Source organism: Micromonospora sp. NPDC002575 (assembly GCF_042889525.1).
Lineage (GTDB): Bacteria > Actinomycetota > Actinomycetes > Mycobacteriales > Micromonosporaceae > Micromonospora > Micromonospora carbonacea.
The window spans coordinates 15,847-38,898 of sequence record NZ_JBIARA010000020.1; the positions used below are offsets into that span (position 1 = coordinate 15,847).

Below are 23,052 nucleotides of genomic sequence, written 5' to 3' on the forward strand. Positions count from 1 at the left end.
CCTTGGCCGGGGAGCGCCAGCCGGCCGGAGACGTCGCGCTTCTGCGGCTGTCGACCTCCGGGCGAACAGCGATCGTGGCGAGCCTGTGGACTCCGGTGCTCAACCCGCGCGGCGGTGGTGCACGGCCACCGCGCCATTGCGGAGCGGCTCCGCCGAGAGCAACTCGAGCCGGCGCGTGCCGGGCAGCCCGCCCTCGTACAGCGTCGGGCCGTGGCCGGCGATCCGGGGATGGACGAGCATCCTGTACTCGTCGATCAGGTCCAGCCGGTCGAGTGCGGTCGCGAGCCTGCCGCCGCCGAGGAGGACCCCGGCCGGAGTCGCGTCCTTGAGCTTCTGCACGCCCTCGCGCAGATCGCCGGCGCTCCACGCGGACCAACTGGCACGCGGTCCGCCGGGCGGGTGGACCCAGGATGATGGTGGGGTGAAGGAGATCTACCCTGACGGCGGCGACGGCGAGCCGAATCCCCGGGCCGTGCCCGGTCTGCGCCCCGACACCGCAGGTTCGGCCGACGCCACGTCCCGCACGCTCGACGTCGACGGGGAAACCTTCGTCCTTCGCTCGAACGGGTTCGGCGGCACCGACTACACCTGGCTCAGCGGCCCGAACCCCGGCTACGGCTTCGGCGTGAGCCCGACTGCGAACCTGTCGCTTGACGAGCACATCAAGAACATCCGTGGCTTCCTGGACATCGTCGACCCCACCACCGGATACATCGAAGATGAGCAGTGATCGTTCGACGCTGGCAGGCACGGCCGGACCGTCCGGCGATGGGCGGCTCGGGCTGGTGCGCCAGCGGCGGCAACAACTTGTAGCGGGCAGATCGGAACAGCCCGGGTTCACCGGACGCGTTTCTCGTAACGCCGGCAGGCGACGGTGACGGGGGTGACGCCGGCTTCGGCGGGGTAGTGCAGGGGCGCCACGTCGTGCCAGCCGCTGCGGGCGTAGAACCGGCGGGCCCGGGTGTTGCCGACCGCGACCGCGAGCCAGGCGGTGTCGAATCGTTCGGCGACGCTCTGTTCGGCGGCGGCGAGCAGCGCGTCGGCCACCCCGGTCCCGCGGGCCGGCCCGGCGACGTACACCTGCTCCACCTCGTCCTCGCGGACGGTGACGAACCCGACGAGCTGCGCGTCGCGCGCGCCGACCGTGGTGGCGGGCAGGCGGGGCGGCACCCGGTCGCGGAAGTCGGCGAGCCGCCGGTGTCGGTGCAGCTCGGCAGGGACGTGCCCGGCGTGCCCGTCCCACCAGCCCGCGTGCCACAGCAGCGTGATCGCCTCGACGTCGTCGGGTTGCGCGGGGCGCAGTACGAAACCAGCGGCATGTGCCATCTCCGGCCCTCCCGTCGGCAGGGACTTGCCTTTCTAACTTAGCGTCCTAAGATATCGCCCATGAACCATCCGAACAACCTCGGGCTGGAGCTGCACACGCTGGTGTCCCGCCTGGAGCGTGCCGGTGACCGCATCCTGCGAGCCGACCACGGCATGTCCTACCGGCGGTTCATGGTCCTGGTCACGGTCGGCGAGCTAAAGGCGTGCACGCAGCGGGCGCTGGCCGACAGCCTGGCGGTGACCGAGCCCTCGATCAGCCGGATGATCGCCGCCCTCGCCGGCACCGGGCTGCTCACCGTGACACCGGACCCGGCCGGCGGCAACCGACGCCGGATCGCCCTCACCGACGCCGGCCGGGAACTGGTCGAGCGGGCGGGCACCGAGCTGGTCGGACGGCTCACCGAGCTGGTCGAGTCCAGCGGCGTGCCGTTCGACACCTACCTCGCGCACACCCGACGGCTGAACGCCGCCCTGGGCGGCGGCGGCTGAGACACCGGCGGACGCGCCACCACACCCACTCGGATCACCGTGAGGAGTTTCGCCATGTCGACCACCTCCACCGTGCGGACCGTCCGCTCCGCCGACGGCACCACCATCGCCTACCACACCACCGGGGCCGGCCCGGATCTGATGATCGTGCCCGGCGCGCTCAGCGACGCCGCCGACTTCGCCGGGCTGGCCGGGGTGCTCGCCGGCGCCTTCACCGTGCACACAATGCAGCGACGGGGCCGCCGGGGCAGCGGCCCGCTCGGACCCGGATACGGCATCGAGGCCGAGTGCGCCGACCTCGCCGCGGTCCGGGCGGCCACCGGCGCCCGGTACGTCTTCGGCCACAGCTTCGGTGGACTGGTGGCGCTCGAAGCGGCCCGCCGGGACCGGGGCTTCGACAAGCTGGCCGTCTACGAGCCCGGAGTCAGCGTCGACGGCCTGGTTCCCACCGACTGGATCCCACCGGCCCGCCGGCTGCTGGCCCAGGGCCGCCCGATCGACGCCTTCGCCACGTTCTCCATCGCCACCGGCCCCAGCGCGGCGCGCCGCAACCCCCGCTGGCTGATGGCCGCCATCCTGCGGCTGGCCTTCCGCGGCGAGAAGCGGGCGAAGGTCGTCGAGCTGCTCGAGGCGGCCCTGCACGAGCATGCGGAAATCGGCCGGCTCGACGACAGCTACCCCCAATACCGCGAGGTCTCCGCCGACGTGCTGCTGATGACCGGCGGCCGAAGCGACCTGGCGCACGTCGGCCCCTCCACGGCCCGGCTCGCCGAGGTGCTCCCCTCGTCGCGGGTGCTCACCTTCCCGAAGCTGAACCACTTCGGGCCGCACCACCGAGGCGAGACCGAGGTCGCCGCGGCACTGGCCACGTTCCTGCTCGACACCCACAACTGACGACCGCCGCCGGCCCGGCAGGGCGACGGCGACGACGCTGCGCGCCCCTGATGATCCACCCCGAGCCGATCCGCCATCGGCTGCGTCGACCGCGCCGCCCGGGCCATCGCGATCCGCCCCGACAGGCTGGCCGTCCCTAATGGCATTGGTCGGCGCCGACCTCGTTGAAGGTCTGGCCGGCGACGGGCACGAATCGCCAGCGGTACTCGCCGGGGAGCAGGGTCAGGCGGAGGACGCCGTAGACGGTGCCGTTGCGGACCTCGCTGTTGGGGGCGACGGCCGGGAAGTCTGCCTGGAGTGACCGGCCGCCGGTGCCGATGATGAACTGCCGTACGCCCTGGTGTGGGTCGGCGGCTCCGGTCGGGGTTTGTGGGGCGAAGCGTTCGTACTGGTGGTTGTGGCCGTTGAGCAGGACCTCCACGCCGGCGTCGTAGAGGGCCTGGAACAGGGGGCGGTAGGCGGCGTTGCCGCGGCCTCCGGAGGCGAACAGCGGCTGGTGCCAGTAGGCGACGGTGCACCGCGCCGGGCTGGCGGCCAGGTCCGCGCGCAGCCACTGTTCCTGCGGTGATCCGGCGTGGCAGCCGCCGACCTGGGCGCAGTTGCCGTTCAGGACGACCACGTGCCACTGGCCCCCGGCCAGGTCGTAGGAGTACCAGCCCTTGTCCGGCGGTCCGGCGGCGGCGCCGAAGTAGCCGAAGTAGCCGGCGGCGTTGGGGGTGAGGTACTCGTGGTTGCCCACGGCCGGGCGGGTCCGTGCCTTGTGCCGTCCCCAGGTGGGGGCGTAGCAGGCGGCGTACTCCTCGGGAGCGCCCTTCTCGTAGGCGGTGTCACCGAGCGCGGCGACGACGCCGACCTCGCCGTCGAGGACCTCGGCGGTCTGCTCGTCGCGGTCGGAGCGGCAGTCGGCGATGTCTCCGGCGGCGAGTATCACGGTGTCGCCGGTGCCGGGCACCCCCGTGTAGACGAGCAGCGCGGGGCCGGCCTCGTTGTCCTCGCGGCTGTGGTAGTACGCGCCGTCGGCCTGGGTGGAGGAGATGCCGAAGCTGACCACCCCGGCGCCCCGGATCGCGTCGGTGACGTCGATGTCGCGGACGGTGTCGGGTTTCACTCGCCCGATCGGCGCGAGTGAGGGGCCGATCGGCGCCGGGCGGGTGGCGTAGGTCAGCGTGGTCTCCGACCACGAGCTGCCCACCAGGAACACGTGGCCGCCGTCGGTGCTGCCCGCATTGCTGGTGTCCAGGGTCTGCATCCGGAGCACGGCGTGCAGGATCGGCTCGGCAAGACCGGTGACCGCGAAGGTCAGGTAGGAGATCCGGTCTGGGCTGCCAGCGACCGCGAGCTGCCGTTGACTGTTGTAGTTGGTGTTCGGGGAGCTGGCGTTGGCGTAGGTGTCCTGAGTGGCGGGATAGACGTGGGTGGTGACCGCCAGGGCGGGGGACGGTGCCACCAGGTTCGCCGCCAGGACGACGGCCGCGAGCGCCAAGGCGCGGAAGCATCTCATGAGTCATTGCAACGCGACCGGCGTCAATCCGTCGTCAACGGCGGGCACGTCGGAGTGCCGGGACGGAAGCAACGAACACCTCCCCCCGGTGTGTGGTCGCGGTCGACAGTCAGACCTGCGGCGTGGTGGTCGGTGAGATCGCCGCCCGCACGCATGCGGCCAGGAGCGTGCGCCGCCGGTCGTGGTCCTCATCGGGTTCGTCGGCGGTCGCGGCGTAGACGACGCTCGCCGCCGACCAGGCGAACGCCATGCTGAGGACCAGGGTGAACAGGTCGAAGGGGTCGCCCGCGCGCACCCTGCCGGCGGCCTGCGCCCGGGCGATCTCCGTCAACTTCGGCTCGTGGTCGGCGGCCCGGCCCAGGGCACCGGTGGGCTGCCGTTCCAGGCGCAGCCAGGTCAGCAGCCGGACCAGTTGAGGGTCCGACCTCGGCTGACACCACTGCCGCCGATAACCCCCACCAGTTCTTGCTCGTCCGCACCGACGCCTGCACGGCCACGGTGCGACCTGCACGGCGGTCCTCCCGAACACAAAAGGATCTTGCCGCCCTCTAGCATGCCGCGCATGTATGCGCTCTACGCCTGGGGAAGCTTCATCAGCGAGGTCGGACTCGACCGGCAGCCGGCCTGCTCGACCCGGCGGTACTCCACGGCGAACAACAGGTCATCGACGACAGCCTGATGATCGGCGACACCGACACGCTGCTGGTCGACGGTCCCGGCACTCTCTTCGAGATCGATGGCGACGACAAGAATCTCGTACCCGGCAGTGCGCTCATCGGCCGCGACCTCAGCGGTGTCAAGTGGCGGGTCTCCCGCATCCGGGCAGCCACCGACGGCACCCGCGAGGACGCCCTGCGCATCGTCGCGGCGGTCCAGGAGGATGGCGACTTCTACGAGGAAGAGGAGCGGCACGCGTACAACTCGGTCCCGGTCGGCGAGATCGTCACCCTCTGGGAAGACGATCACGGCCAGTGGACGCTGGCCCTGGTCGAGCTCTGAAACAGGGTGACCACGGACGGCACCCGGCATCCGCCGGACAGGGAGCCGTGTTCATCGTGATCAAAGGGGGCCTGAGCAGGTAGGCAGGGGCGTGTGCCGGCATCCCGCTGTCCGCGCGCAGCCTGACCCGCCTGACCGAGCTGATCCGCGACCGACGCCGCACGCCCGGGGGCCGCTGGCGCAGGCTGCCCCCGCAGCAGCAGGCGCTGATGGCCCTGGCCCACCTGCGCGAGGCCGTCGACCTGCTCGCCGCCTGCGCCGACGACCTCACCGCCGCCATGCGCCGGGCCGCCCGACTGGCCTACGCGATCCTCGACGGCACGTTTGTCGCGGAGGCGACGGCCGCAGTCGAGCGGGACCCGGTGTGCGCCATTCTGGAGGACTCGGACGCGCCTGATCCAGTCAGCTGGCGGGCGTCGAGTCCGGTGCGGGGCGACTGTGTCTCGGCGGTGGACACCCTGTTGGCGACCTTGAATCAGTTCGACGGCGTCAGCTGACCGTCTCGCGGACGGAGCCGTCCTCTGGCCATCAACTCGATGGTGAGGACTGTGGCGGTGGCTTCGACGGCGAGGAGGCCGACGAGGACGAACAGTTGGGTGATGCCTGCGGTCAGCGGGCTGGCGCCGCCGAGGAGGACGCCGACGAAGGCGCCGGGGAGGGTGACGAGGCCGACGGTGCGGGTCTGGTCGAGGGCGGGGATGAGTGCCTGGCTGGCGGCGGGCCGGCAGACGAGCAGCGCGGCGTCGCGGGGAGACAGGCCCAGCGCGAGAGCGGCTTCGACCTCGCCGCGCCGGGCGTGCAGATCGTCGTTGAAGCGCCGCCCGGCGAGGCTCGTGGCGGTCATGGCACCACCGATCAGGATGCCGGCGATCGGAATGATCGCGATGCCGCGCAGAGGCACCAGGCCCGCCAGGAGCAACGCGGCGACGACGGTCAGGCTGGCGGTGGCGATCGGGACGCCCGCCCACCAGCCGTATGGTCCACCGGTGATCCGCCGGCCCGAGGTGCCGGCGGCGACCGCGCACATGAGCAGCACGAACGCACCGGTGGCCCACAGCGAGCCAACGATCGCGGTGATCACCAGTGACACGGCGGCCAGTTGCAGCGCGGCGCGGACGGCGGCGACGGCGATCTGCCGGCTGTGCCCGAGCCGTCCGACGCTGGCGATGGCAGCCGCGGCAGCGGTCAGCAACACCAGCGCGACGGCGAGTCTCGGCCCGAGCACCAGCATCGTCGAACTCATCCGGTCAGTGTCGCCTCAGCGGTTGCTCAGTCCGCACGGGAGGCATTCCCGGACACCGTCACCTCGGTGGCCGGGGTTGCCGAGCGGCGGCGGGAGCGCAGGAACTGGATGCCGACCGGCAGGACGGAGACCAGCACGATCGCGATCAGAATGAACTCGATGTTCGATTTGACGAACCTGATCTGCCCGAGGAAGTAGCCGAGCACGGTGACGCCGGTTCCCCACAGCAGGCCGCCGAGGACGTTGTAGGTGACGAAGGTGCGGTAGTGCATCCCGCTGACCCCGGCGACGACGGGCGTGAAGGTGCGCACGACCGGTACGAACCGGGCCAGCACGATCGAGCGGGCGCCGTAGCGGGCGAAGAAGGCGTCGGCCCGGTGCACGTTCTCCTCCGAAGCGAGGGGCGGGGTGGTCCTCAGGCGGTGCTGTCGAGGCGGCGGCTGGTACGGCGGTCGTAGGCGCGGCCGGCGACGCCGATGGTGGCGACAGCTGCGGCGCCGATAAGCGCGCCGGCGAGGATGTCGCCGGGGTAGTGCACGCCGGTCCAGACGCGGGCGAAGCCGATGATGGTGGCGAGCACGCTCAGCGCTACCCCCCATCGGCGGGACAGAAACGCCCCGACGGCGAATGCCACCGCGAACGCCGCGGTCGCGTGGTCGCTGGGCAGCGACGCTCCGGCGGCGTGCGGGATCAGTTGGTGCACGGGGTGGGTCTGGAAGGGCCGCACCTCGGTGCTGAGCGCGGCGACGGCCTGCCCGACGGCGAAAGCCAGCCCGAGGGAGACGACGACGCGCACCAGGTCGGCCCGCCTATGCCGCAGGTGAGCCAGGACAGGTATGGCCGCGATGGCGGCGAGGACGTAGATCAGCCACATCGCCGACCATTCGAAGACGTCGTCGACGAGGTCGCTGCGGCCGGCTGTGTCGTTGACGATCTGGAACAGGTGATAGTTCATCGATCTCCCCGGAACTGGTGGTCCGCCCCCACGGGCCGCCTGGCGTCCAGCTTCTCGATCGCCACCTGAGAGGAGCCGGAAGCGGACCGGGCCCGACTTCAACCCTGGTCGGCGTCACCCTTTTAAGGCAGGAGCAGGAAGATTTGAACGGTCATCCCCGGACCGGGCGTCACCCGCACCCCGTCCACCGTACGCCAGGATGACCTGGCGGGTGATGGCGAGGCCCAGGCCGGTGCCGCCTTCCGGGCGGGTGCGGCTGTCGCCGAGACAGACGAATCGGTCGAAGACGCGCTTCCGGTCGGCATCGGGACGCCGGGCCCGTCGTCGGTGACCTCGAGGCACCCCCACCCGTCGCGCACCGACACGCTTCGGCCCTATCCCCACCTGTGGAGCGCTGTGCCGGCGTACCCGGCCACGTTCAGGTAGGGGCGGCGACGAGGGGCTACCCCGCCCGGAGGGTGAGCAGGGTGATCTCGCTCGGCGCGAAGATGCGGAACGGCGGGCCCCAGAAACCGGTGCCCCGGCTCGTGTAGAGCTGGGTCCGGCCGTGCCGGCTGAGGCCCTGCACGACCGGCTGGTCGAGCCGGACCAGGTAGTGGAACGGCCACATCTGACCGCCGTGGGTGTGCCCGGACAGCTGCAGGTCCACGCCGGCCGCCACCGCGTCGCCGATTTGCTTCGGCTGGTGCGCCAGCAGCAGCACGGGCAGTTTCGGATCGACGCCGGCCAGCGCCGCCGCGTGGTCGGCCCGGTGACCGGCCACGCCTGAGGACGCTGCCGTCACGTCGTCCACGCCGGCGACGACGAGCCGGGCGCCGCCCCGCTCCACCACGAGGTGCCGGTTGTGCAGCGGCTCCCAGCCGAGGTCCCGCATGTGCTCGACCCAGCCCTGCGCCTCGCCGTAGTACTCGTGGTTGCCCGTCACATAGACCCGGGCCAGCCGGGCCTGGACGGCGCCCAACGGCTCGGCCTGCGTCCGACGCTGGTCGACCGTGCCGTCGGCGATGTCGCCGGTGTGGCAGACGATGTCGGCGGCCAACCCGTTGACCACCTCGATGGTGCGGGCGGACCAGCGGGCCCGGTCGATCGGGCCGTAGTGGGTGTCCGTCAGCAACACCACCCGGACCCCGTCGAGACCCGCGCCGAGCCGGTCGACGGTGACGTCCACCCGCCGGACCCGGGGCACCCGCATCGCCTCGGCGTACCCCCAGACGGCCAGGACGACCGACACGACCGCCGCGCCGACCGCCACAGCCCGGGACCGCACCGGATCGGCGACACCCGCGGCGGCCAGCGGAAGCCGGGCCACGTTGCCGATCAGCGCCCAGACGAACAGGATCCAGACCAGGCCGAGGAGCGTGTCCCCGGCGCGGGCCGCCCAGTCCAGCCGCCGGCGGCCGTGCCCGAGATACATCAGGGCAGGGAATGCGGCCAGCGCGACGACGAACACGGCCGTGCCGGCGGCCACCACCGGCGCCGGCCACCGCGCCGCCATCGTCAACGTCCACCACGGCAGCCCGAACAGCAAGGCGAGGACCGCGACCAGCGTCGCCCCGGACGCCAGCGGTCGCAGCGACCGTCGTGCCGGCCTGACCTGTACGGCATCGCCAGCAGTCATCGTTGTCCTTCCGTCGGGTCCGTGCAGCATGACACGGTCCGGGCCGGATCGACCACGCCCGGAAAGCGGGACGGATCCGGCCCGTAGGTGATCGGCCCGCGAGGTCGGACGTGGACGGCGACATCGCCGCCACACGGTCCCTACGCCGAGGCGTTGGCTGCTACTGGGACGAGACGCGCCTGCTGGCCGTCGACAACCACGGAGGCTGGCGAACGCTCGGCGGCGGCGGATCGTCGGACGACGAAGACCCCCCTGCGGAAGGGTTCGAGCGGACCCGCGACGATCTCGCGCCGTGCCCGGTCGCGCCGAGTGGGAGCGCTGGCGTCGTGCGCGACGGCGACCCCCGGGTGGCGGGGGCCGGCACTACGGTGAGGTGGCCACGAGGCCCCTGGGAGGGCAAGCCGGCCGTCGCAGGTAGGTGAAGGCCGCCGCGACAACGACCGCCGCCGTTCCGATCAGCGCCCCGGTGACCGCGGCCAGGCCAGGTTGGACGCCACCGGGCAGGACCAGCAGCACGAGGGCCGTCGAACCGGCCGCGACCCACCGACGGATCGTTGCACCACGTGCGGCCGCCGCAAGCGGCACGAGCGCCCACAGCAGATACCACGGATGCACGACCGGACCAGCGAGGACGACCACCCCGAGGCAGATCCCGAGGGCCGCGACCGGCCCAATCTGTTCGCTGCGCCGCCACAGGAACAGACAGGTGCCGGCACCGACGACGAGACCGACCAGCCACACCACGTGCCGAGTCTTCTCGACCTCCAGGCCCCGGACATGGTGCAGCGCTGTGCCGACCGCCCAGCCCAGGTCCGTGCTGATCGACATCCAGGTACGGGCGTGCGTGGGCGTGCTCAGGGCCCGTATCCAGCCGAAGCCGGTCCCCGCCAGCGCTGTGACGGCCAGGGCGGTGGCAGCGGAGACCGAGGCCGTCCGCAGCGCTGCTCGCAGCCATGCTCGGCGGCCACCCAACTGGCTGGCCCAGATGGGCACGGCAAAGGCGATCGCCAGGGCCGCCGGCGCCTTGACGAGCGTGGCGAGCGTGATCAGCACGACCCCGTATCCGGGCCGGCGCCGCAGCACCAGGAACAGACCCAGGCACATCAGGCCCAGCATCACCGCCTCGTTGTGGGCGTCACCGACCAGGTGGAGCAGCACGAGCGGGTTGAGCACCCCCAGCCACATCGCCGTGGCCGGCCGCGCCCCGCAGTCCTGGGCCAGCCGGGGCACAGACCAGACCAGCAGGCCCACCCCCAGCAGCGCCAGGACACGCATCCCGAGGATGCCGGCCCAGACACCGTCGCCGGTCACATCGGTCACCCAGGCGGCGAGATTGAGAAAGACCGGTCCGTACGGTGCGGGGGTGTGCTGCCAGATGTCGGGCACGTTCACGGTGAGGGGCCCGCCCAACGCCGCCGGCCCTGTCCGGTAGGCGTCCAGCCCGGCGCTGGTCATCGCCCCCCTGGGCGAGGTAGCTGTGGACGTCCCCGCTGAAGATCGGCGTGGCGAGGGCGAAAGGAAGCGCCCACCACCCGGCTGTCGTCCCCAGCCCGGGCAGATGGCCGACATCTCGCAGCAGCACGCCCACCCGCCACCAGGCGAGTAGCAGCATGCTGAGCCCGACGTAGACCACGGACACGGATATCGCCGTCGACGCCCGGAGCGCGAGGATGATCGGCAGGTCGATCTCGACCTCCCCCAGCGGCCGTACGCCCGCCAGCAGTCCACCCAGCACGGTCACCAGCGAACCCGCTGCCCCGAGTATCCGACAGAAGGTCAGCCCGTACGGTGCCGGCCGTGATGTGGTCAGACGACCGATTTGATCCCTGGCGGTGCCACGCCGCATCATTCGCAGAACCGTTCGTCCGGGCAGTGACCCGCCTCGACAGGCGTTCGCGACTGCTGTCCCCCACCTGCGGCAGCCGCCGCCGGTCATCACGCCCCGCGGTCAGCGGGATCGGCTGCGCCCTGCAGTGAATGTAGCTTCTCGGAGCGCACCGGACGGAGACTTCGACTGGCGTGTTGCGGGTGGGCCGGTCGGGTCGGGTGGAACGAGGCGTTTGGCGGTCTCATTGGCGGCGACATTGACGAGCGTGAGCATGGCGAGGATCGCCAGCACCGCCGGTGGCAGCGGGGCGAGCCCGAGGGGCACGGCGAGTGGGCTGAACGGCAGCGCGACGGTGACCGCGATGAGCACCAGTCCGGTGCCGGCCAGCGCGGCGGAGGGGCGGCTGCGCAGAAAACTGCGGTTGGAGCGCAGCACCAGCAGCGCGATGATCTCGGTGGCGGTGAACTGGACGAACCAGGCGGCGCGGAAGACGTCGGTGGGCACGTGCCACCACCGGTGCAGGGCGGCCAGCGCGAGGAGGTCCACGGCGATGCTGATCGACCCGTACACCAGCATGAACCTGCGGATGGTGCGGACGTCGACGGTACGAGGGTGCTGGAGCTGCTCGGGGTCGGCGTGGTCGGTGGACAGGGTGGTGTAGGGGATGTCGGAGAGGAAGTTGAGCAGCAGTACCTGACGGGGCAGCAGCGGCAGGAAGGGCAGCAGGAGCGTGGCGATGCTCATGCTGACGACGTTGCCGAAGGACGCGCTGGTGTTGACCCGGATGTATTTCAAGGTGTTGGTGAACGTGCGGCGGCCGAGGCGTACGCCGTCGGCGATCACGTCGAGGTCCTTGTCGAGCAGCACGATCGCCGCAGCCTGTTTGGCGACGTCGACCGCGGTGTCGACGGAGATTCCGACGTCGGCGGCGTGCAGCGCGGGGGCGTCGTTGATGCCGTCGCCGAGGAACCCGACGACGTCGCCGCGGTGTCGCAGCGCGGTCAGGATGCGTTCCTTCTGCAACGGGTCCACCTCGGCGAACACGGTGACGTCGGCGATCCGCTCCGGTAGCTGGTCGTCGGGGCAGGCGGCGAGGTCGGCGCCGACGAGCGGTTCGCCGGTGAGGCCGACGCTGGCGGCGACGTGGCGGGCGGCGTGCCGGTTGTCGCCGGTGACCAGTCGGACCGTGACGCCCATGCCGGCGAGCCGGCGGATCGCGGCGGCGGCGTCGGCGCGGGGCGGGTCCTGGAAGGCGAGCAGCCCGACGAGGGTCATCTCCCGTTCGTCGATGTCAGTGACGGCGGTGACGCCGGGCATGGGCCGCACGGCGAGGCCGAGCACCCGGCTGCCCTGGTCGCTGAGCGTGGTGAACCGTTGCAGGACCCGGTCGCGTACCTCGTGCAGCGGCACCGTGCCGGCGGCGGTCCGCGCGGTGGTGCAGACGTCGAGCACCGCGCGTAGCGCACCCTTGGTGACCAGGACGGGCCCGTCGCCGTCACGCACCAGCAGGGACAAGCGTTGTCGGGTGAAGTCGTAGGGCGCCTCGGCGATACGGGCGCCCGGGTCTGCCGGTGGTTGCCCGGCCATGATCGCCGTATCGATGGGATTGGGGAATCCGTGCTGGAGGCCGGCGTTGAGCCGGGCGAGCCGGCTCACTTCGGCGTCGGGTTCGCCGTCGACCGAGAGGCAGCCGGTCAGGGTGACGGTTCCGGCGGTGAGGGTGCCGGTCTTGTCGGTCAGGAGCACCGTCATGGCCCCGAAGTCCTCGATCACGTCGAGGCGTTTGACGATGACCCGGTGCGCGGCCATCGCGCGGGCGCCGGCGGAGAGGCTGACCGCAACGATCGCCGGCAGCATCTGAGGGGTCAATCCGACGGCCAGGGCCAGCGAGAACAGCAGGGAGTCGATGACCGGTCGGTTCATCAGCAGGTTGGCGACGAAGATGCCGGCCAGCAGGACCGCCATGATCCGCACCAGCAGCAGCCCGAAGCGGGTCAGCCCGCGCTGGAAGCCGGTGCTGGCGGGGCGGGAGGCGACCCGGCGGGACACCGCTCCGAAGGTGCTGTCGCGGCCGGTGCGCATCACCACCGCGCGTGCGGTGCCGCTGGCCACGTGCGTGCCCATCCACAGCGCGTTGTCGCGGGCGGTCAACTCCGCATCCGGCGGCGACGGGTCGCTCGACTTCGCCGCCGGGAACGACTCTCCGGTGAGCACCGCCTGGTCGACCTGCAGCCGACCGGCCTGAACGATCCGGCAGTCCGCGGGGACGACGTCCCCGGCACGCAGCACCACGAGGTCGCCAACGACGACGTCCTCGACCGGCACGGACACCTCACGCCCGTCGCGGACCACCGCGGTGTCCACCCGCACCCGGGCCTGCAACGCGTCGACGGCCCGCCCGGCGGCGTGTTCCTGCCAGAAGCCGAGGCCGCCGCTTGCGGCGACGATGGCCAGGATGATCGCGCCGTCGATCAGGTCCCCGACGGCCATCGACAGCACGGTCGCGGCGATCAGGATCAGGATGATCGGGCTGGTGAACTGCGACAGCAGGAGCCGCCAGCCCCGCCTGACGCCCCCGTCGACCCGGTTGGGTCCGTGCTCGCGCAGCAGGGCGGCGGCGCGTTCGCCGGTGAGCCCGGCCGTGGACGCCCCGACGGCAGCCATGGCCCCCGGCAGCGGCCCCGCCCAGAACGCCGCGCGCCCGTCGTCTGCTCGCCCCACTGCGCACTCCGCCGTTCTCGGCCGCCCTCGCGAGTGACGCTACCGAGCCGTCCCGCGGCGCGCGGGCGATTGGCCGCGCCGTGCACCGGCCGACCGACTTTCAGCGGCACGCCGCCGCGCCCGTCGCCACACCCGCAGCGCCACGACGACGCCGACCAGGACCAGCAGGGCCCACTCGCCGATGCCCAGTTCCCGCTCCAGATAGCGGTAGGAGGCGCCGCCCAGGTAGCCCAGCGTCGCCACGGCTGCCGCCCACACGAGCCCGCCGAGCAGGTTCGCCCGCAGGAACAACGGCCAGCGCATCCCGCCCGCGCCGGCGATCAGGGGAACCACGGTCCGCAGCACCGCCACCCAGCGTCCGGTGACGACCGCCCAAGCCCCGCGACGGGCGACCAGGTGGCGGACCTGCGCAAGGTCGACGCGTCGGCGCAGCAGGCGCGGGGCGTGGGCGAGCACGTTCGGGCCGTACCGCCGGCCCACGGCATAGCCGACCTGGTCGCCGAGGCACGCCCCGGCGGCGCCGCCGGCAACCACCGCCCACAGCGGCAGCGCGCCACCGTGGGCCACCAGCCCGCCGATCAGGATCGCCGTCTCTCCGGGCACGACCAGCCCGAGCAGGGTCGACGACTCCAGGGCCGGCAGGACGATCACCAGGGTCAGGACGAGCAGCGGCGGCAACCCGACGAGCGTCGCCACCAGCCTGTCCACCGGCTGATTGTCACCCCCGAACGGGTTGGCCGGTGACGAAGAAGGCCATCCGGCGGGCGGGCGATCCGTAGGGTTCGGGTCGACGGAGGGCACTGCACCGGATGAGGGGCGGCCGAGAGCCGGTGGGAGCGCGCACGCATCGCCCGTCGCCGGCGCTGCTGGTCAGCCTGGCCGCCTCGACCGGCCTGCTGGCAGCGGTGAGCGCGGCGACCCGCAGCCGTCGGGTACCGCCCTGGGAGCGGGAGCTGTTCGCCCTGCTCAACCACCTTCCCGCCGGGCTGACCCCGGTGCTGGTCCTGATCATGCAACTCGGTTCGTACCCGGCGGTGTTCGTCGCCGCCGCGGCAGCCGTCGTCGCCCGCCGGATCGGCGCGGCGTGGAGTCTCCTGCTGGCCGGGAACCTCGCGTACTGGCTCGCGGTCGCGGTCAAGGCCGCGGTCGCCCGGCAGCGCCCGGCGGCGCTGCTCACCGACGTGGTGCTACACGATACGGTCACGGGACGCTTCGGGTACCCCTCCGGACACGTCGCCGTCGCCACCGCTCTCGCGCTCGTCGCCGCGCGCTCCGGCGGCGTCCGGTGGCGCCGTGCGGCCTGGGCGATGATCGGGCTGGTCGCCGTCGCCCGGATCCACGTCGGGGCGCACCTGCCGGTCGACGTGGTCGGCGGCTTCCTCGTCGGGTGGCTCGCGGTCTGCGTGACGCGGCTCGTGCTCGGCGAGGTCGGGCCGCAACGGTCGGTGCCCGCCCTGCGAACGGCGCTGCGGCGGCGCGGGATCGACGTGGCACGGTTGACGCCGATCCACGGCGACGCCCGCGGCTCGCAGCCGTGGCAGGCGGTCACCCTCGACGGGCGGCACCTGTTCATCAAGGTCACCGGCGGCGAGCAGCGCGACGCGGACTGGGTCTACAAGCTCTACCGGCGGGCACGCTACCGGCACGTGGCCGACGAGCCGCCGTACCTCAGCGCCCGGCAGCAGAGCGAACACGAGACGTGTCTGACCCTGCTGGCCGAGCGCGCCGGCGTCCAGGTCCCGGCGGTCGTCACGACGGCCGCCATGTCCGGTGGCGAAGCCGTGCTGGTGCAGGAGTTCATCGACGCCGCACCGCTGCACGCCGGCGTCGGGCCGGTCCCACTCGCCGCCGTGCGCGACGCCTGGCAACAGGTGGCCCGCCTGCACCACGCGGGCATCGCGCACCGCGACCTGCGCGCCGCGAACGTGCTCGTCGGCCGGGACCGCGCCTACCTGGTGGACCTGGGCTTCGGTGTCGACGACGCCTCGGCCGAGCAGCGGGCCCGCGACGTCGTCGAGCTGATGGTCGCCCTGTCCACGCGGGTCGACCCGGCCAGCGTGGTCGCCGCCGCGGTCGACCGCCTGGGCGTCGCGGCGGTCGCGGACAGCGTGCCGTTCCTGCAACCTCCGGTGCTCTCCCGCGCCGGCCGGGCCGCCCTGCGTGGCCATCCCGGCCTGCTGACCCGCCTCCGCCAGGACATCCTGCGACGCTGCCCGGGCCGTGACCGCCCGGCGGCCAAGGTGGTCCGGATCAGCCGGCGGGCGGTCCTGGAGCTGCTGGTCCTGGGGTTGATCGTGCACCTGCTGCTTCCCCAGCTCGGCGAGGTACGCACCGCCGTGCGCCTGATCGTGCACGCCAACCCGGTCGCGGTCGCGGCGACGCTGCTCGGCTCCGCCCTGACCTACCTGCTCAGCGGCCTCGTGCTCCGGTTGGCCGCGGCCAACCGGGTCCCGCTGGGCGAGGCCACCCTGGTGCAGGTCGCCGCGTCGTTCGCCAACCGGCTGGCTCCCGGCAGCCTGGGCGGCGCCGCCCTCAGCCTGCGGTATCTGCACCAGAAGGGACTCGTCGCCGCCGACGCGGGCACCGCCCTGGCCGTCTCCCGCGCCGCCGGCGTGTTCTCGGTGGCGCTGCTGCTGCCGGTGCTGCTGCCGTTCGCCCGCCAACCCGCGCGCATCCTCACCCAGGACGCGACCAGGGCGTTGCCGCTGCTGCTGGGCGCCCTGGCTGTCCTGCTCGTCCTCGCCGCGGTGCTCGCCGTACCCCGAATCCGTCTGCGCGGACGCGCGGCGGCCGGTCAGGTCGTGACCGCGCTGCGCGAACTGCGCCACCGGCACGGGCTGCGGCGGCTGGTCGTCGCGTCCACGGCGCTCACCCTCACCTACGGCCTCTGCCTCTACCTCGCGCTGCTCGCCAGCGGCCCGGTTCCCCTCGCGCACCTGCCCCCGGTGCTCCTGGTCTGCCTCGTCGGTGAGGGCGTCTCGTCCGCCGCGCCCACCCCCGGCGGGCTCGGCGCCACCGAGGCCGCGCTCGTCTCCGGCCTGCTGCTCTACGGGGTGCCGCTGGACGCCGCCGTCGCGGGCACCCTGATCTACCGCCTCGCGACGTTCTGGCTCCCGGTGCCACCGGGCTACCTGGCCTTCCGGCTCCTGACCCGCCGCCGGCGGCTCTGAACGCCGGCGTCCGCCGGTCACTGCGGCGGCGTGATCCTCTTGCGTCCGACCAGCACCACGACGGCCAGCACGATCATCGCGCCGATGGCGACGATCGGAAGGCCGCGTGGCTGTCCCCCGGCGACGCCGTCCGAGATGAGCGAGAAGTCCCAGCCGCCGTGCACGAGCGCTGCGGCGAGGATTCCGCCCGTGCGCCGGCGGATGAGGTAGAGGAAGTAGCCGGCGATGATCGTGGCGATCACCTGAACCAGGGTCCTGAGCCCCTCGCTGGGAAGGTTCGCCAGGTGCGCGACGCCGAAGATGATCGTCGACCACAGCGCGACGCTGCCCTCGCGACAGCCGCTGCTGCGGAAGGTGACTACGCCGACACCTCGGAACATGAGTTCCTCGCTGAAGCCGATCAGCATGGTGGACAGCAGCAGGAGCAGGGTGAACACCGCGCCCCTGTCCGCCAGGCCGCCGTAGTCGGTGGCCAGGACGATGCTCACGACCATCACGATCGGCACGATGATCACCCAAGACCGCACCGGCCGGTCGTCGTGCCACACGGGCCGCCACCAGCGCAGGGCGGTGATCACGGCCACCGTGAACAGCAGCGTGGCGGTCACGGGCACCGTGAGCATCCGCCACATCGCGTCGAGGTCAGGCGGGGTCGGGTGGCTCAGGCGCCGCCCGCGGGTGAGCGCGTGGCCCAGCCCCTGCCCGACAGCGAGGTAGCCGACGACGATAAGCAGGTACGTGCGCACCGGCAGCCGCTGGGCGGGAGAGGTGTCGCGCTGCTCGGGTGCGTTCATCGTCGCCTCTCTGGATGCCGGCGTTTCCTCGCGGACGAGCGGCGTCCCGATCGCCGGACGCCGGGAAGCGGCAGGGTTCAGGCCCTGTCGCCATCGTGCCCGGGCGAACGGGCGGGCGTCGGCGGATGGGAGGGAGTCGCAGGGCGCCTCGGCGATGCACGTCGGCCGGTGGTCGCCCCGGCACGGCGGCCGGGGGGACTGGGATGTGAGGAATCCGCGCTGACGCTGGCGTCGAGCCGGGCGGGACGCTCCCCTGTTGTGCGACGGACGGGCGAAAAGGCCCCTCGGGCCGCCGCCACCGCGCAGAATGGCGCAGCAGCGCCTACCCGACGGCCCGGCGCGGATGTCCGCCAGGACGTCGAACGAACTGCGGTCGAGCGCTGGGAGGGTCACCGTGGCGGAGCGAAAACGGCCCGCGACCGGCCGCGGTGCACCACGAGGCCGCGGCGATCGGGAGACGGTACGGCTGGCCGTGGTGGTCGGGGCGCTGGGAGTGGTCTTCGGCGACATCGGCACCAGCCCGATCTACACCATGCAGACGGTCTTCAACCCCGCCGACCCGCATCCGGTGCCCGTGTCCGCCGCCCACGTGTTCGGCATCGCGTCCCTGGTCTTCTGGTCGGTTACGGCCATCGTGACGGTGACCTATGTCCTGTTGGCGATGCGTGTCGACAACGACGGCGAGGGCGGCATCATGGCGCTGATCACTTTGGTGCGGCGGCGGGTGCCCCAGGGGGGCCGGCGCCCGGCGCTCGTGCTCGCCACCCTGGGCATCTTCGGCGCCGCGTTGTTCTTCGGCGACAGCATGATCACTCCCGCGATCTCGGTGCTGTCCGCGGTGGAGGGCCTGCGGGTGGTCTATCCGCCGCTGGGCGGGTCGACCGTACTGATCACCGCCGTGATCATCGTGGTGCTGTTCGCGGTGCAACAGCGCGGCACCGCGGTCGTCGGCAGGGTCTTCGGACCGGTGATGATCGCCTGGTTCCTCGCCATCGCGGCGTGCGGGATCGTCGGCATCGCCCGCAACCCGGCCATTCTCAAGGCGCTGTCGCCGTCGTACGCCCTCGGCTTCCTGGCCGGAAACTTCGACATCGCGTTCTTCTCGCTCGCCGCGATCGTGCTCGCGGTCACCGGCGCCGAAGCGCTCTACGCAGACATGGGTCACTTCGGCCGTCGCGCCATCACCCGCGCCTGGCTACTGCTGGTGTTTCCCGCCTGCGTGCTGAGCTACTTCGGGCAGGGCGCGCTGATCCTCTCCGATCCCGCAGCAGTGAGCAGCCCGTTCTTCCTCCTGGTGCCGCACTGGGGACGGTGGGCGATGGTGCTGTTGGCCACCGCGGCGACCGTGATCGCGTCGCAGGCGGTGATCACCGGCGCGTACTCCGTCGCCGCGCAGGCCGCCCGGCTGGGCTACCTGCCCCGGCTGCGCATCGCGCACACCTCGCCGACCACCATCGGTCAGATCTACGTGCCGTGGATCAACTGGTTGCTGATGGTTTCCGTGCTCACGCTGGTGTTCGCGTTCCGCAGTTCCGTGGCTCTGGCGTTCGCGTTCGGCATGGCGGTCGTGTCCACGATAACGATCACCACGCTGCTCTTCTTCTACGTGGCCCACGACCGGTGGGACACCCCCCGGTGGCTGCTCGGCGCGGGCGCTGCGGTGCTGCTCGTCATCGACGGACTGTTCGTCGCCGCCAACATCACCAAGCTGGCGCACGGCGCCTGGCTGCCGCTGCTCGTCGGCCTCACCGCGTTCACGGTCATGACCACCTGGAGACGCGGCCGGGAGATCGTCGGCGTCGAGCGGCGCAAACGCGAAGGGTCGCTGCGCGAGTTCGTCGCCCAGCTACGCGCCGGAGACCTCGCCGCGCAAACGGTTCCCGGCACCGCTGTGTTCCTCAACCGCACCGCCGAGGCCGCCCCCCTGGCGCTGCGGGCCAACGTGCGGCTCAACCATGTCCGCCACCAGAACGTGATCATCCTGTCGGTCGAGACGCGATCCCTCCCCCGGGTCCCCGCCGCCGACCGGCTCACCGTGGACGACCTCGGCTACGCCGACGACGGCATCATCCACGTCACCGCCCACTACGGCTACACCGAGACACCGGATCTTCCCGCCGCGCTCCGGGGCCTGCCGGCCCGGTACACCGAGGCTCCTCTGGACCTGTGTCACGCCTCGTACTTCCTGTCCAAGGTCGAGCTCGGCACGAGCGCGGATCCCCGGATGCGCGCATGGCGCAGGCGACTCTTCATGGCCACCGCACACGTCTCCGCCGACGCCGCCGAGCACTTCGGGCTACCCCGCGACCGCACCATCGTCCTGGGCTCCCGGATCGACATCTAGCACGACCGCGGGCGGCACGTTCGAGATCGTCACCAACGAGTCGGTGCCCCCCCTGCGCCGTGGGGTGACGGGCCGGGGGGGGGGGGGGGGGGGGGGCGGCCCGCCCCCCCCCCCCCCCCGCCCCGGCCCCCCCCCCCCCCCCCGGGGGGGGGGGGGGGGGGGGGGGGGGGCGCCGCGGCGGGGGGGCCCCCCCCCCGCCCCCCCCCCGGGGACCGGTCAGAGACCGGCCGCGTGGGCGGCGGTAGTGCCGCCGACCACCGGAAGAACGATCTTGCTGCTCTTCAGGGCGACCGTGATGTTCGCGGCGGTGGTGTCCGCCTGGCTGGAGTACTGCGGGTAGCTGGCCACGATGATCACGCCGATCCGGTGGCCCGGCTTGAAGACGTAGTCCTCCGGCAGCAGCGGGAAGGTGAAGTTGTACGACTCCCCCACCACCAGCGGCACGGCGGTACGGATCGACTGCCGGTTCTGTGCGTCCATGATGCCCTTGGTGACCAGCTCGTAGTCGGCCGTGGCGACCCGCTTGGCGGTCTGCTTGTAGCAGCCGTCGTCGGTCGGGCTGTTCAGCCCCCAGCAGTCCTCGGTGGCCAGGGTGATGATGCCCTCGCCGGAGGCCCGGTGCGCCACCCGCTCGTCGGTGCCGTAGTCGACCAGGATCGCCCCGAAGTTGGTGTCGGTCTGGTCGGCCGAGGCCCGCAGCTGCACCGTCGGCGTGCCCGAGATGTGCAGGGGCGCGGTCAGCGGCGCGGACAGGAACGCCAGCCGGTTCGGCTGCACCGTGTCCGGGTTGAGGATCATGGTGTTCTGGCTCTGGGTGCGGCTGTCCTGGAACGCGCCGGTCGCCGGCTTGGCGGTCGGCACCAGCTTCAGGCCGCCGGCCCCGGTGGTGCCGGGCTGGAGGAACACCTCGGTGTCGGCCTTGCCGGGGATCGGCCAGTCGGCGTGGGTCTCCCACACGTCGGCGGCCCGCTCCAGGTCGACCCGGGGCTCGTCCATGATCCCGTTGGCCACCCCGTGCAGCCAGAAGTCGAACCACCGGTGCAGGGTGGACACCCAGACCGCGCGCCGCGAGTCGAACGGGTCGACGTGCCCCTCCTGGGAGAGCCACAGCTTGCGCGGGATGTTGTTCTCCGCCAGGGCGTACCAGAACTTGCTGAAGTGGTCCGGGCGGACGTTGTCGTCGTTGAGACCGTGGTAGAGCAGCACGCTGGCGGTCATGTTGGGGACCTTCTTGACGTAGCTGCGCTCGTTCCAGAAGGCGGTGTAGTCGCCGTGCTCGTCGCCGTCGGCGGCGCCCATCGCGTCGCGCACCGGCTTGCAGTAGTCCCGACGCTCCGGGTTGGTGACCGTGTTGGCCAGCGACGACACGTAGCTGTTGCCCCGGGTGACCACCCCGTTGCTGCGCACGTAGTCGTAGTACTCGGTGGGACCGCTGATCGGCACCACCGTGGTCAGGCCCTTGACGCCGGTCACCGCCGTCGCCATGGCCAGCGAGCCGTCGTACGACTTGCCGATCATGCCCGACTTGCCGTTGTGCCAGTCGGCGGTGACCACCTGGCCGGCCGCGTTGCGCGCGGTGGCCCGGCCGTTGAGCCAGTTGATCGCCTGCTTGGCGCTGAGATTGTCCTGGTTGGCGTTGGTGGTGGGGCAGCCGGTGGAGTTGTTGGTGCCCACCATGTCCAGCAGGATCACCGCGTAGCCGCGCGGCACGAAGTAGTTGTCGTAGAACAGCGGCCACTTGTCGAGCAGGCCGTCGCCGTCCAGGTCGGCCTTGCACTCGGACTCGTTGCCCCGGCAGACCGTCGAGTAGTAGGGGCTGGCGTCCATGATGACCGGCACCTTGAGCCCGTTCGCGGTGGCCGCCGGCCGCATCAGGTCGAACGCGATGATGTCGCGCAGACCGTCGTTGTCGCTGTCGAAGGTGGAGTCGATGAACAGGCGTTCCCGGATGGCGTCGGCGAAGCCGAACACCGGCTGGGTGACCCCGTCCTGGACCACGATCGCCGGTTCGTCCGACGCCGCCACCGCCCGTGGCGCCGCGCCCAGGGCGGCGAGCAGCACCGCGGACAGTACGGCCGCCCCGGCGCGAAGGGGCGTTCCCATTGCAGCCATGCAGTCTCCTTGAATGTCCCGAGACCCGGCACGCTATGGGCCGACCGGCCGGCACCACCACCTGCACCTGTAGGAACTTTGCCCACGTCGCCCCGACGACGTCGACGCGGCGGCACCCGTCGGGCGGTGGCGGCGGGACGCTCCGGTCAGTCCCGGTAGCCCCACTGCCGCAGCGGCTTGTCCAGCACCCGTTCCACGGCGGCGAGCTGCGCGACGCCCAACTCCTCGTGGTAGGCGGCCTGCCGACCGGCGTGGAACCGGTACCGCCCGAAGCCCTTCTCGAACGCCGGCGACCAGTCCAGGTCGAGGAAGTCGAGCATCCGGGCCACCTCGCCGCGCGGGTCGGCGAGCAGGTCCTCGTAGCGCACGTCGAGCCACTGCGCCTCGGGGTGCGCCGCGCGGGCCTCGGCGAAGGAGTCCATCAGCATCTTCCAGCCCAGCCCGGCGAGCACCGGGAACGACCTGTCGTACTCCTCCCACTCCCGGCGCAGGTCGGTCGGCAGCGGGCCGAGGAACCAGTTGTCCGGCCCGCGCCAGCCGTCCCACCAGCCCATCTGGAGCCAGGAGTTGGTCACCGCCCGGCCGTCGCGGACCACGTTGACCACCCGCAGCTCCGGGTAGCCGGCCCGCAGGAACCCGGTCCTCGGCCACCCGGTGACGTGGTGCAGCAGCAGCCGGCAGCCCTGCCTGGCGATCCGGGCGTCGAAGAAGGCACGCAGCCGCCGCCGCAGGTACGGGGTGAGATCATCGGCGGTCAGGTCCCGGCACGGGCGGGAGAACCCGGCAAGCACGTGCCGGTCCAGCAATTGGTACGCCTCCGACGGGGCGACCCGCAGCCGGCCCTTCTCCAGCAGCCGGCGGCTGTGCCGCAACGAGGTCATCCCCGCCGGGCGGGGCGCGGAGCGCCGGTACAGCGGGCCGTTGAGCCGGCCGGCCAGGTTGAGCCGGGACAGCTTGTCGTCGACGCCGGAGACGAACCCGACCCCGGGGTGCCGGGACAACAGCTCCTGCACCAGGGTCGACCCGCACCGCCCGGTGCCCACCACCACCGCCAACAT

General features: G+C 72.1%; 17 protein-coding genes and 3 pseudogenes. 7 read left to right on the top strand and 13 right to left on the bottom strand.

Annotated elements, in window-relative coordinates:
* Positions 1–99 precede the first annotated feature (99 nt).
* Positions 100–360: pseudogene (locus ACFYWL_RS25160) on the bottom strand (dihydrofolate reductase family protein); the annotation flags it as partial.
* Positions 361–421: 61 nt separating this feature from the next.
* Here ACFYWL_RS25160 and ACFYWL_RS25165 point away from each other — a divergent pair.
* Positions 422–730 carry a hypothetical protein gene (locus tag ACFYWL_RS25165; RefSeq protein WP_386977159.1) on the top strand — a complete coding sequence of 103 codons (309 nt, stop codon included), beginning with the start codon at positions 422–424 and terminating at the stop codon, positions 728–730.
* A gap of 107 nt (positions 731–837) precedes the next feature.
* On the opposite strand, the gene ACFYWL_RS25170 is transcribed toward ACFYWL_RS25165, so the two are convergent.
* Positions 838–1,326 (bottom strand): GNAT family N-acetyltransferase, encoded by a 489-nt coding sequence (locus tag ACFYWL_RS25170; RefSeq protein ID WP_386977162.1) that lies wholly within the window; start codon positions 1,324–1,326, stop codon positions 838–840.
* Positions 1,327–1,386: 60 nt separating this feature from the next.
* On the opposite strand from ACFYWL_RS25170, the gene ACFYWL_RS25175 reads away from it, so the two are divergent.
* The gene (locus tag ACFYWL_RS25175; protein ID WP_386977165.1) at positions 1,387–1,815 is read left to right on the top strand and encodes a MarR family winged helix-turn-helix transcriptional regulator; all 429 of its coding nucleotides are present in this window, start codon (positions 1,387–1,389) and stop codon (positions 1,813–1,815) included.
* A 54-nt stretch (positions 1,816–1,869) separates the two neighbouring features.
* Positions 1,870–2,709, top strand: a complete 840-nt coding sequence (locus tag ACFYWL_RS25180) for an alpha/beta fold hydrolase (protein WP_386977168.1) — start codon at positions 1,870–1,872, stop codon at positions 2,707–2,709.
* A gap of 136 nt (positions 2,710–2,845) precedes the next feature.
* Here the strand turns inward: ACFYWL_RS25180 and ACFYWL_RS25185 are convergent, their stop codons facing one another.
* Both ACFYWL_RS25185 and ACFYWL_RS25190 read right to left on the bottom strand, forming a co-directional pair.
* Positions 2,846–4,192 carry a DNRLRE domain-containing protein gene (locus ACFYWL_RS25185; RefSeq protein WP_386977171.1) on the bottom strand — a complete coding sequence of 449 codons (1,347 nt, stop codon included), beginning with the start codon at positions 4,190–4,192 and terminating at the stop codon, positions 2,846–2,848.
* Between the two features lie 127 nt (positions 4,193–4,319).
* The gene (locus tag ACFYWL_RS25190; protein WP_386977174.1) at positions 4,320–4,739 is read right to left on the bottom strand and encodes a hypothetical protein; all 420 of its coding nucleotides are present in this window, start codon (positions 4,737–4,739) and stop codon (positions 4,320–4,322) included.
* Positions 4,740–4,888: 149 nt separating this feature from the next.
* Between ACFYWL_RS25190 and ACFYWL_RS25195 the strand changes: the two genes are divergently transcribed.
* Positions 4,889–5,209 carry a hypothetical protein gene (locus ACFYWL_RS25195; RefSeq protein ID WP_386977177.1) on the top strand — a complete coding sequence of 107 codons (321 nt, stop codon included), beginning with the start codon at positions 4,889–4,891 and terminating at the stop codon, positions 5,207–5,209.
* A 101-nt stretch (positions 5,210–5,310) separates the two neighbouring features.
* Positions 5,311–5,538 (top strand): annotated as a pseudogene (locus ACFYWL_RS25200) (IS5/IS1182 family transposase); the annotation flags it as partial.
* A gap of 146 nt (positions 5,539–5,684) precedes the next feature.
* Here the strand turns inward: ACFYWL_RS25200 and ACFYWL_RS25205 are convergent.
* From ACFYWL_RS25205 to ACFYWL_RS25230, 6 genes and pseudogenes are all read right to left on the bottom strand, one after another.
* A complete protein-coding gene (locus ACFYWL_RS25205; RefSeq protein WP_386977180.1) occupies positions 5,685–6,440 on the bottom strand; it encodes an ABC transporter permease in 756 nt (251 codons plus the stop codon).
* Positions 6,441–6,478: 38 nt separating this feature from the next.
* Positions 6,479–7,236 (bottom strand): annotated as a pseudogene (locus tag ACFYWL_RS25210) (phosphatase PAP2 family protein); the annotation flags it as partial.
* Between the two features lie 613 nt (positions 7,237–7,849).
* Positions 7,850–9,025 (bottom strand): metallophosphoesterase, encoded by a 1,176-nt coding sequence (locus ACFYWL_RS25215; RefSeq protein ID WP_386977183.1) that lies wholly within the window; start codon positions 9,023–9,025, stop codon positions 7,850–7,852.
* 363 nt (positions 9,026–9,388) lie between these two features.
* A complete protein-coding gene (gene mptB, locus ACFYWL_RS25220; RefSeq protein ID WP_386977186.1) occupies positions 9,389–10,480 on the bottom strand; it encodes a polyprenol phosphomannose-dependent alpha 1,6 mannosyltransferase MptB in 1,092 nt (363 codons plus the stop codon).
* A gap of 493 nt (positions 10,481–10,973) precedes the next feature.
* Positions 10,974–13,574 (bottom strand): magnesium-translocating P-type ATPase, encoded by a 2,601-nt coding sequence (mgtA, locus tag ACFYWL_RS25225; RefSeq protein WP_386977189.1) that lies wholly within the window; start codon positions 13,572–13,574, stop codon positions 10,974–10,976.
* A gap of 39 nt (positions 13,575–13,613) precedes the next feature.
* The gene (locus ACFYWL_RS25230) at positions 13,614–14,282 is read right to left on the bottom strand and encodes a DedA family protein (RefSeq protein WP_386977192.1); all 669 of its coding nucleotides are present in this window, start codon (positions 14,280–14,282) and stop codon (positions 13,614–13,616) included.
* Between the two features lie 122 nt (positions 14,283–14,404).
* Here ACFYWL_RS25230 and ACFYWL_RS25235 point away from each other — a divergent pair, with 122 nt between their 5' ends.
* A complete protein-coding gene (locus ACFYWL_RS25235) occupies positions 14,405–16,744 on the top strand; it encodes a lysylphosphatidylglycerol synthase domain-containing protein (protein WP_386977195.1) in 2,340 nt (779 codons plus the stop codon).
* 17 nt (positions 16,745–16,761) lie between these two features.
* Here the strand turns inward: ACFYWL_RS25235 and ACFYWL_RS25240 are convergent, their stop codons facing one another.
* Positions 16,762–17,538 carry a type II CAAX prenyl endopeptidase Rce1 family protein gene (locus ACFYWL_RS25240; RefSeq protein ID WP_386977198.1) on the bottom strand — a complete coding sequence of 259 codons (777 nt, stop codon included), beginning with the start codon at positions 17,536–17,538 and terminating at the stop codon, positions 16,762–16,764.
* A 394-nt stretch (positions 17,539–17,932) separates the two neighbouring features.
* On the opposite strand from ACFYWL_RS25240, the gene ACFYWL_RS25245 reads away from it, so the two are divergent.
* Positions 17,933–19,882, top strand: a complete 1,950-nt coding sequence (locus tag ACFYWL_RS25245; RefSeq protein WP_386977201.1) for a potassium transporter Kup — start codon at positions 17,933–17,935, stop codon at positions 19,880–19,882.
* 216 nt (positions 19,883–20,098) lie between these two features.
* Here ACFYWL_RS25245 and ACFYWL_RS25250 read toward each other — a convergent pair whose 3' ends face one another.
* Positions 20,099–21,994: a CocE/NonD family hydrolase gene (locus ACFYWL_RS25250; RefSeq protein ID WP_386977204.1), complete on the bottom strand. Its 1,896-nt coding sequence runs from the start codon at positions 21,992–21,994 to the stop codon at positions 20,099–20,101.
* Positions 21,995–22,140: 146 nt separating this feature from the next.
* Positions 22,141–23,052 carry a sulfotransferase family protein gene (locus ACFYWL_RS25255; protein ID WP_386977207.1) on the bottom strand — a complete coding sequence of 304 codons (912 nt, stop codon included), beginning with the start codon at positions 23,050–23,052 and terminating at the stop codon, positions 22,141–22,143.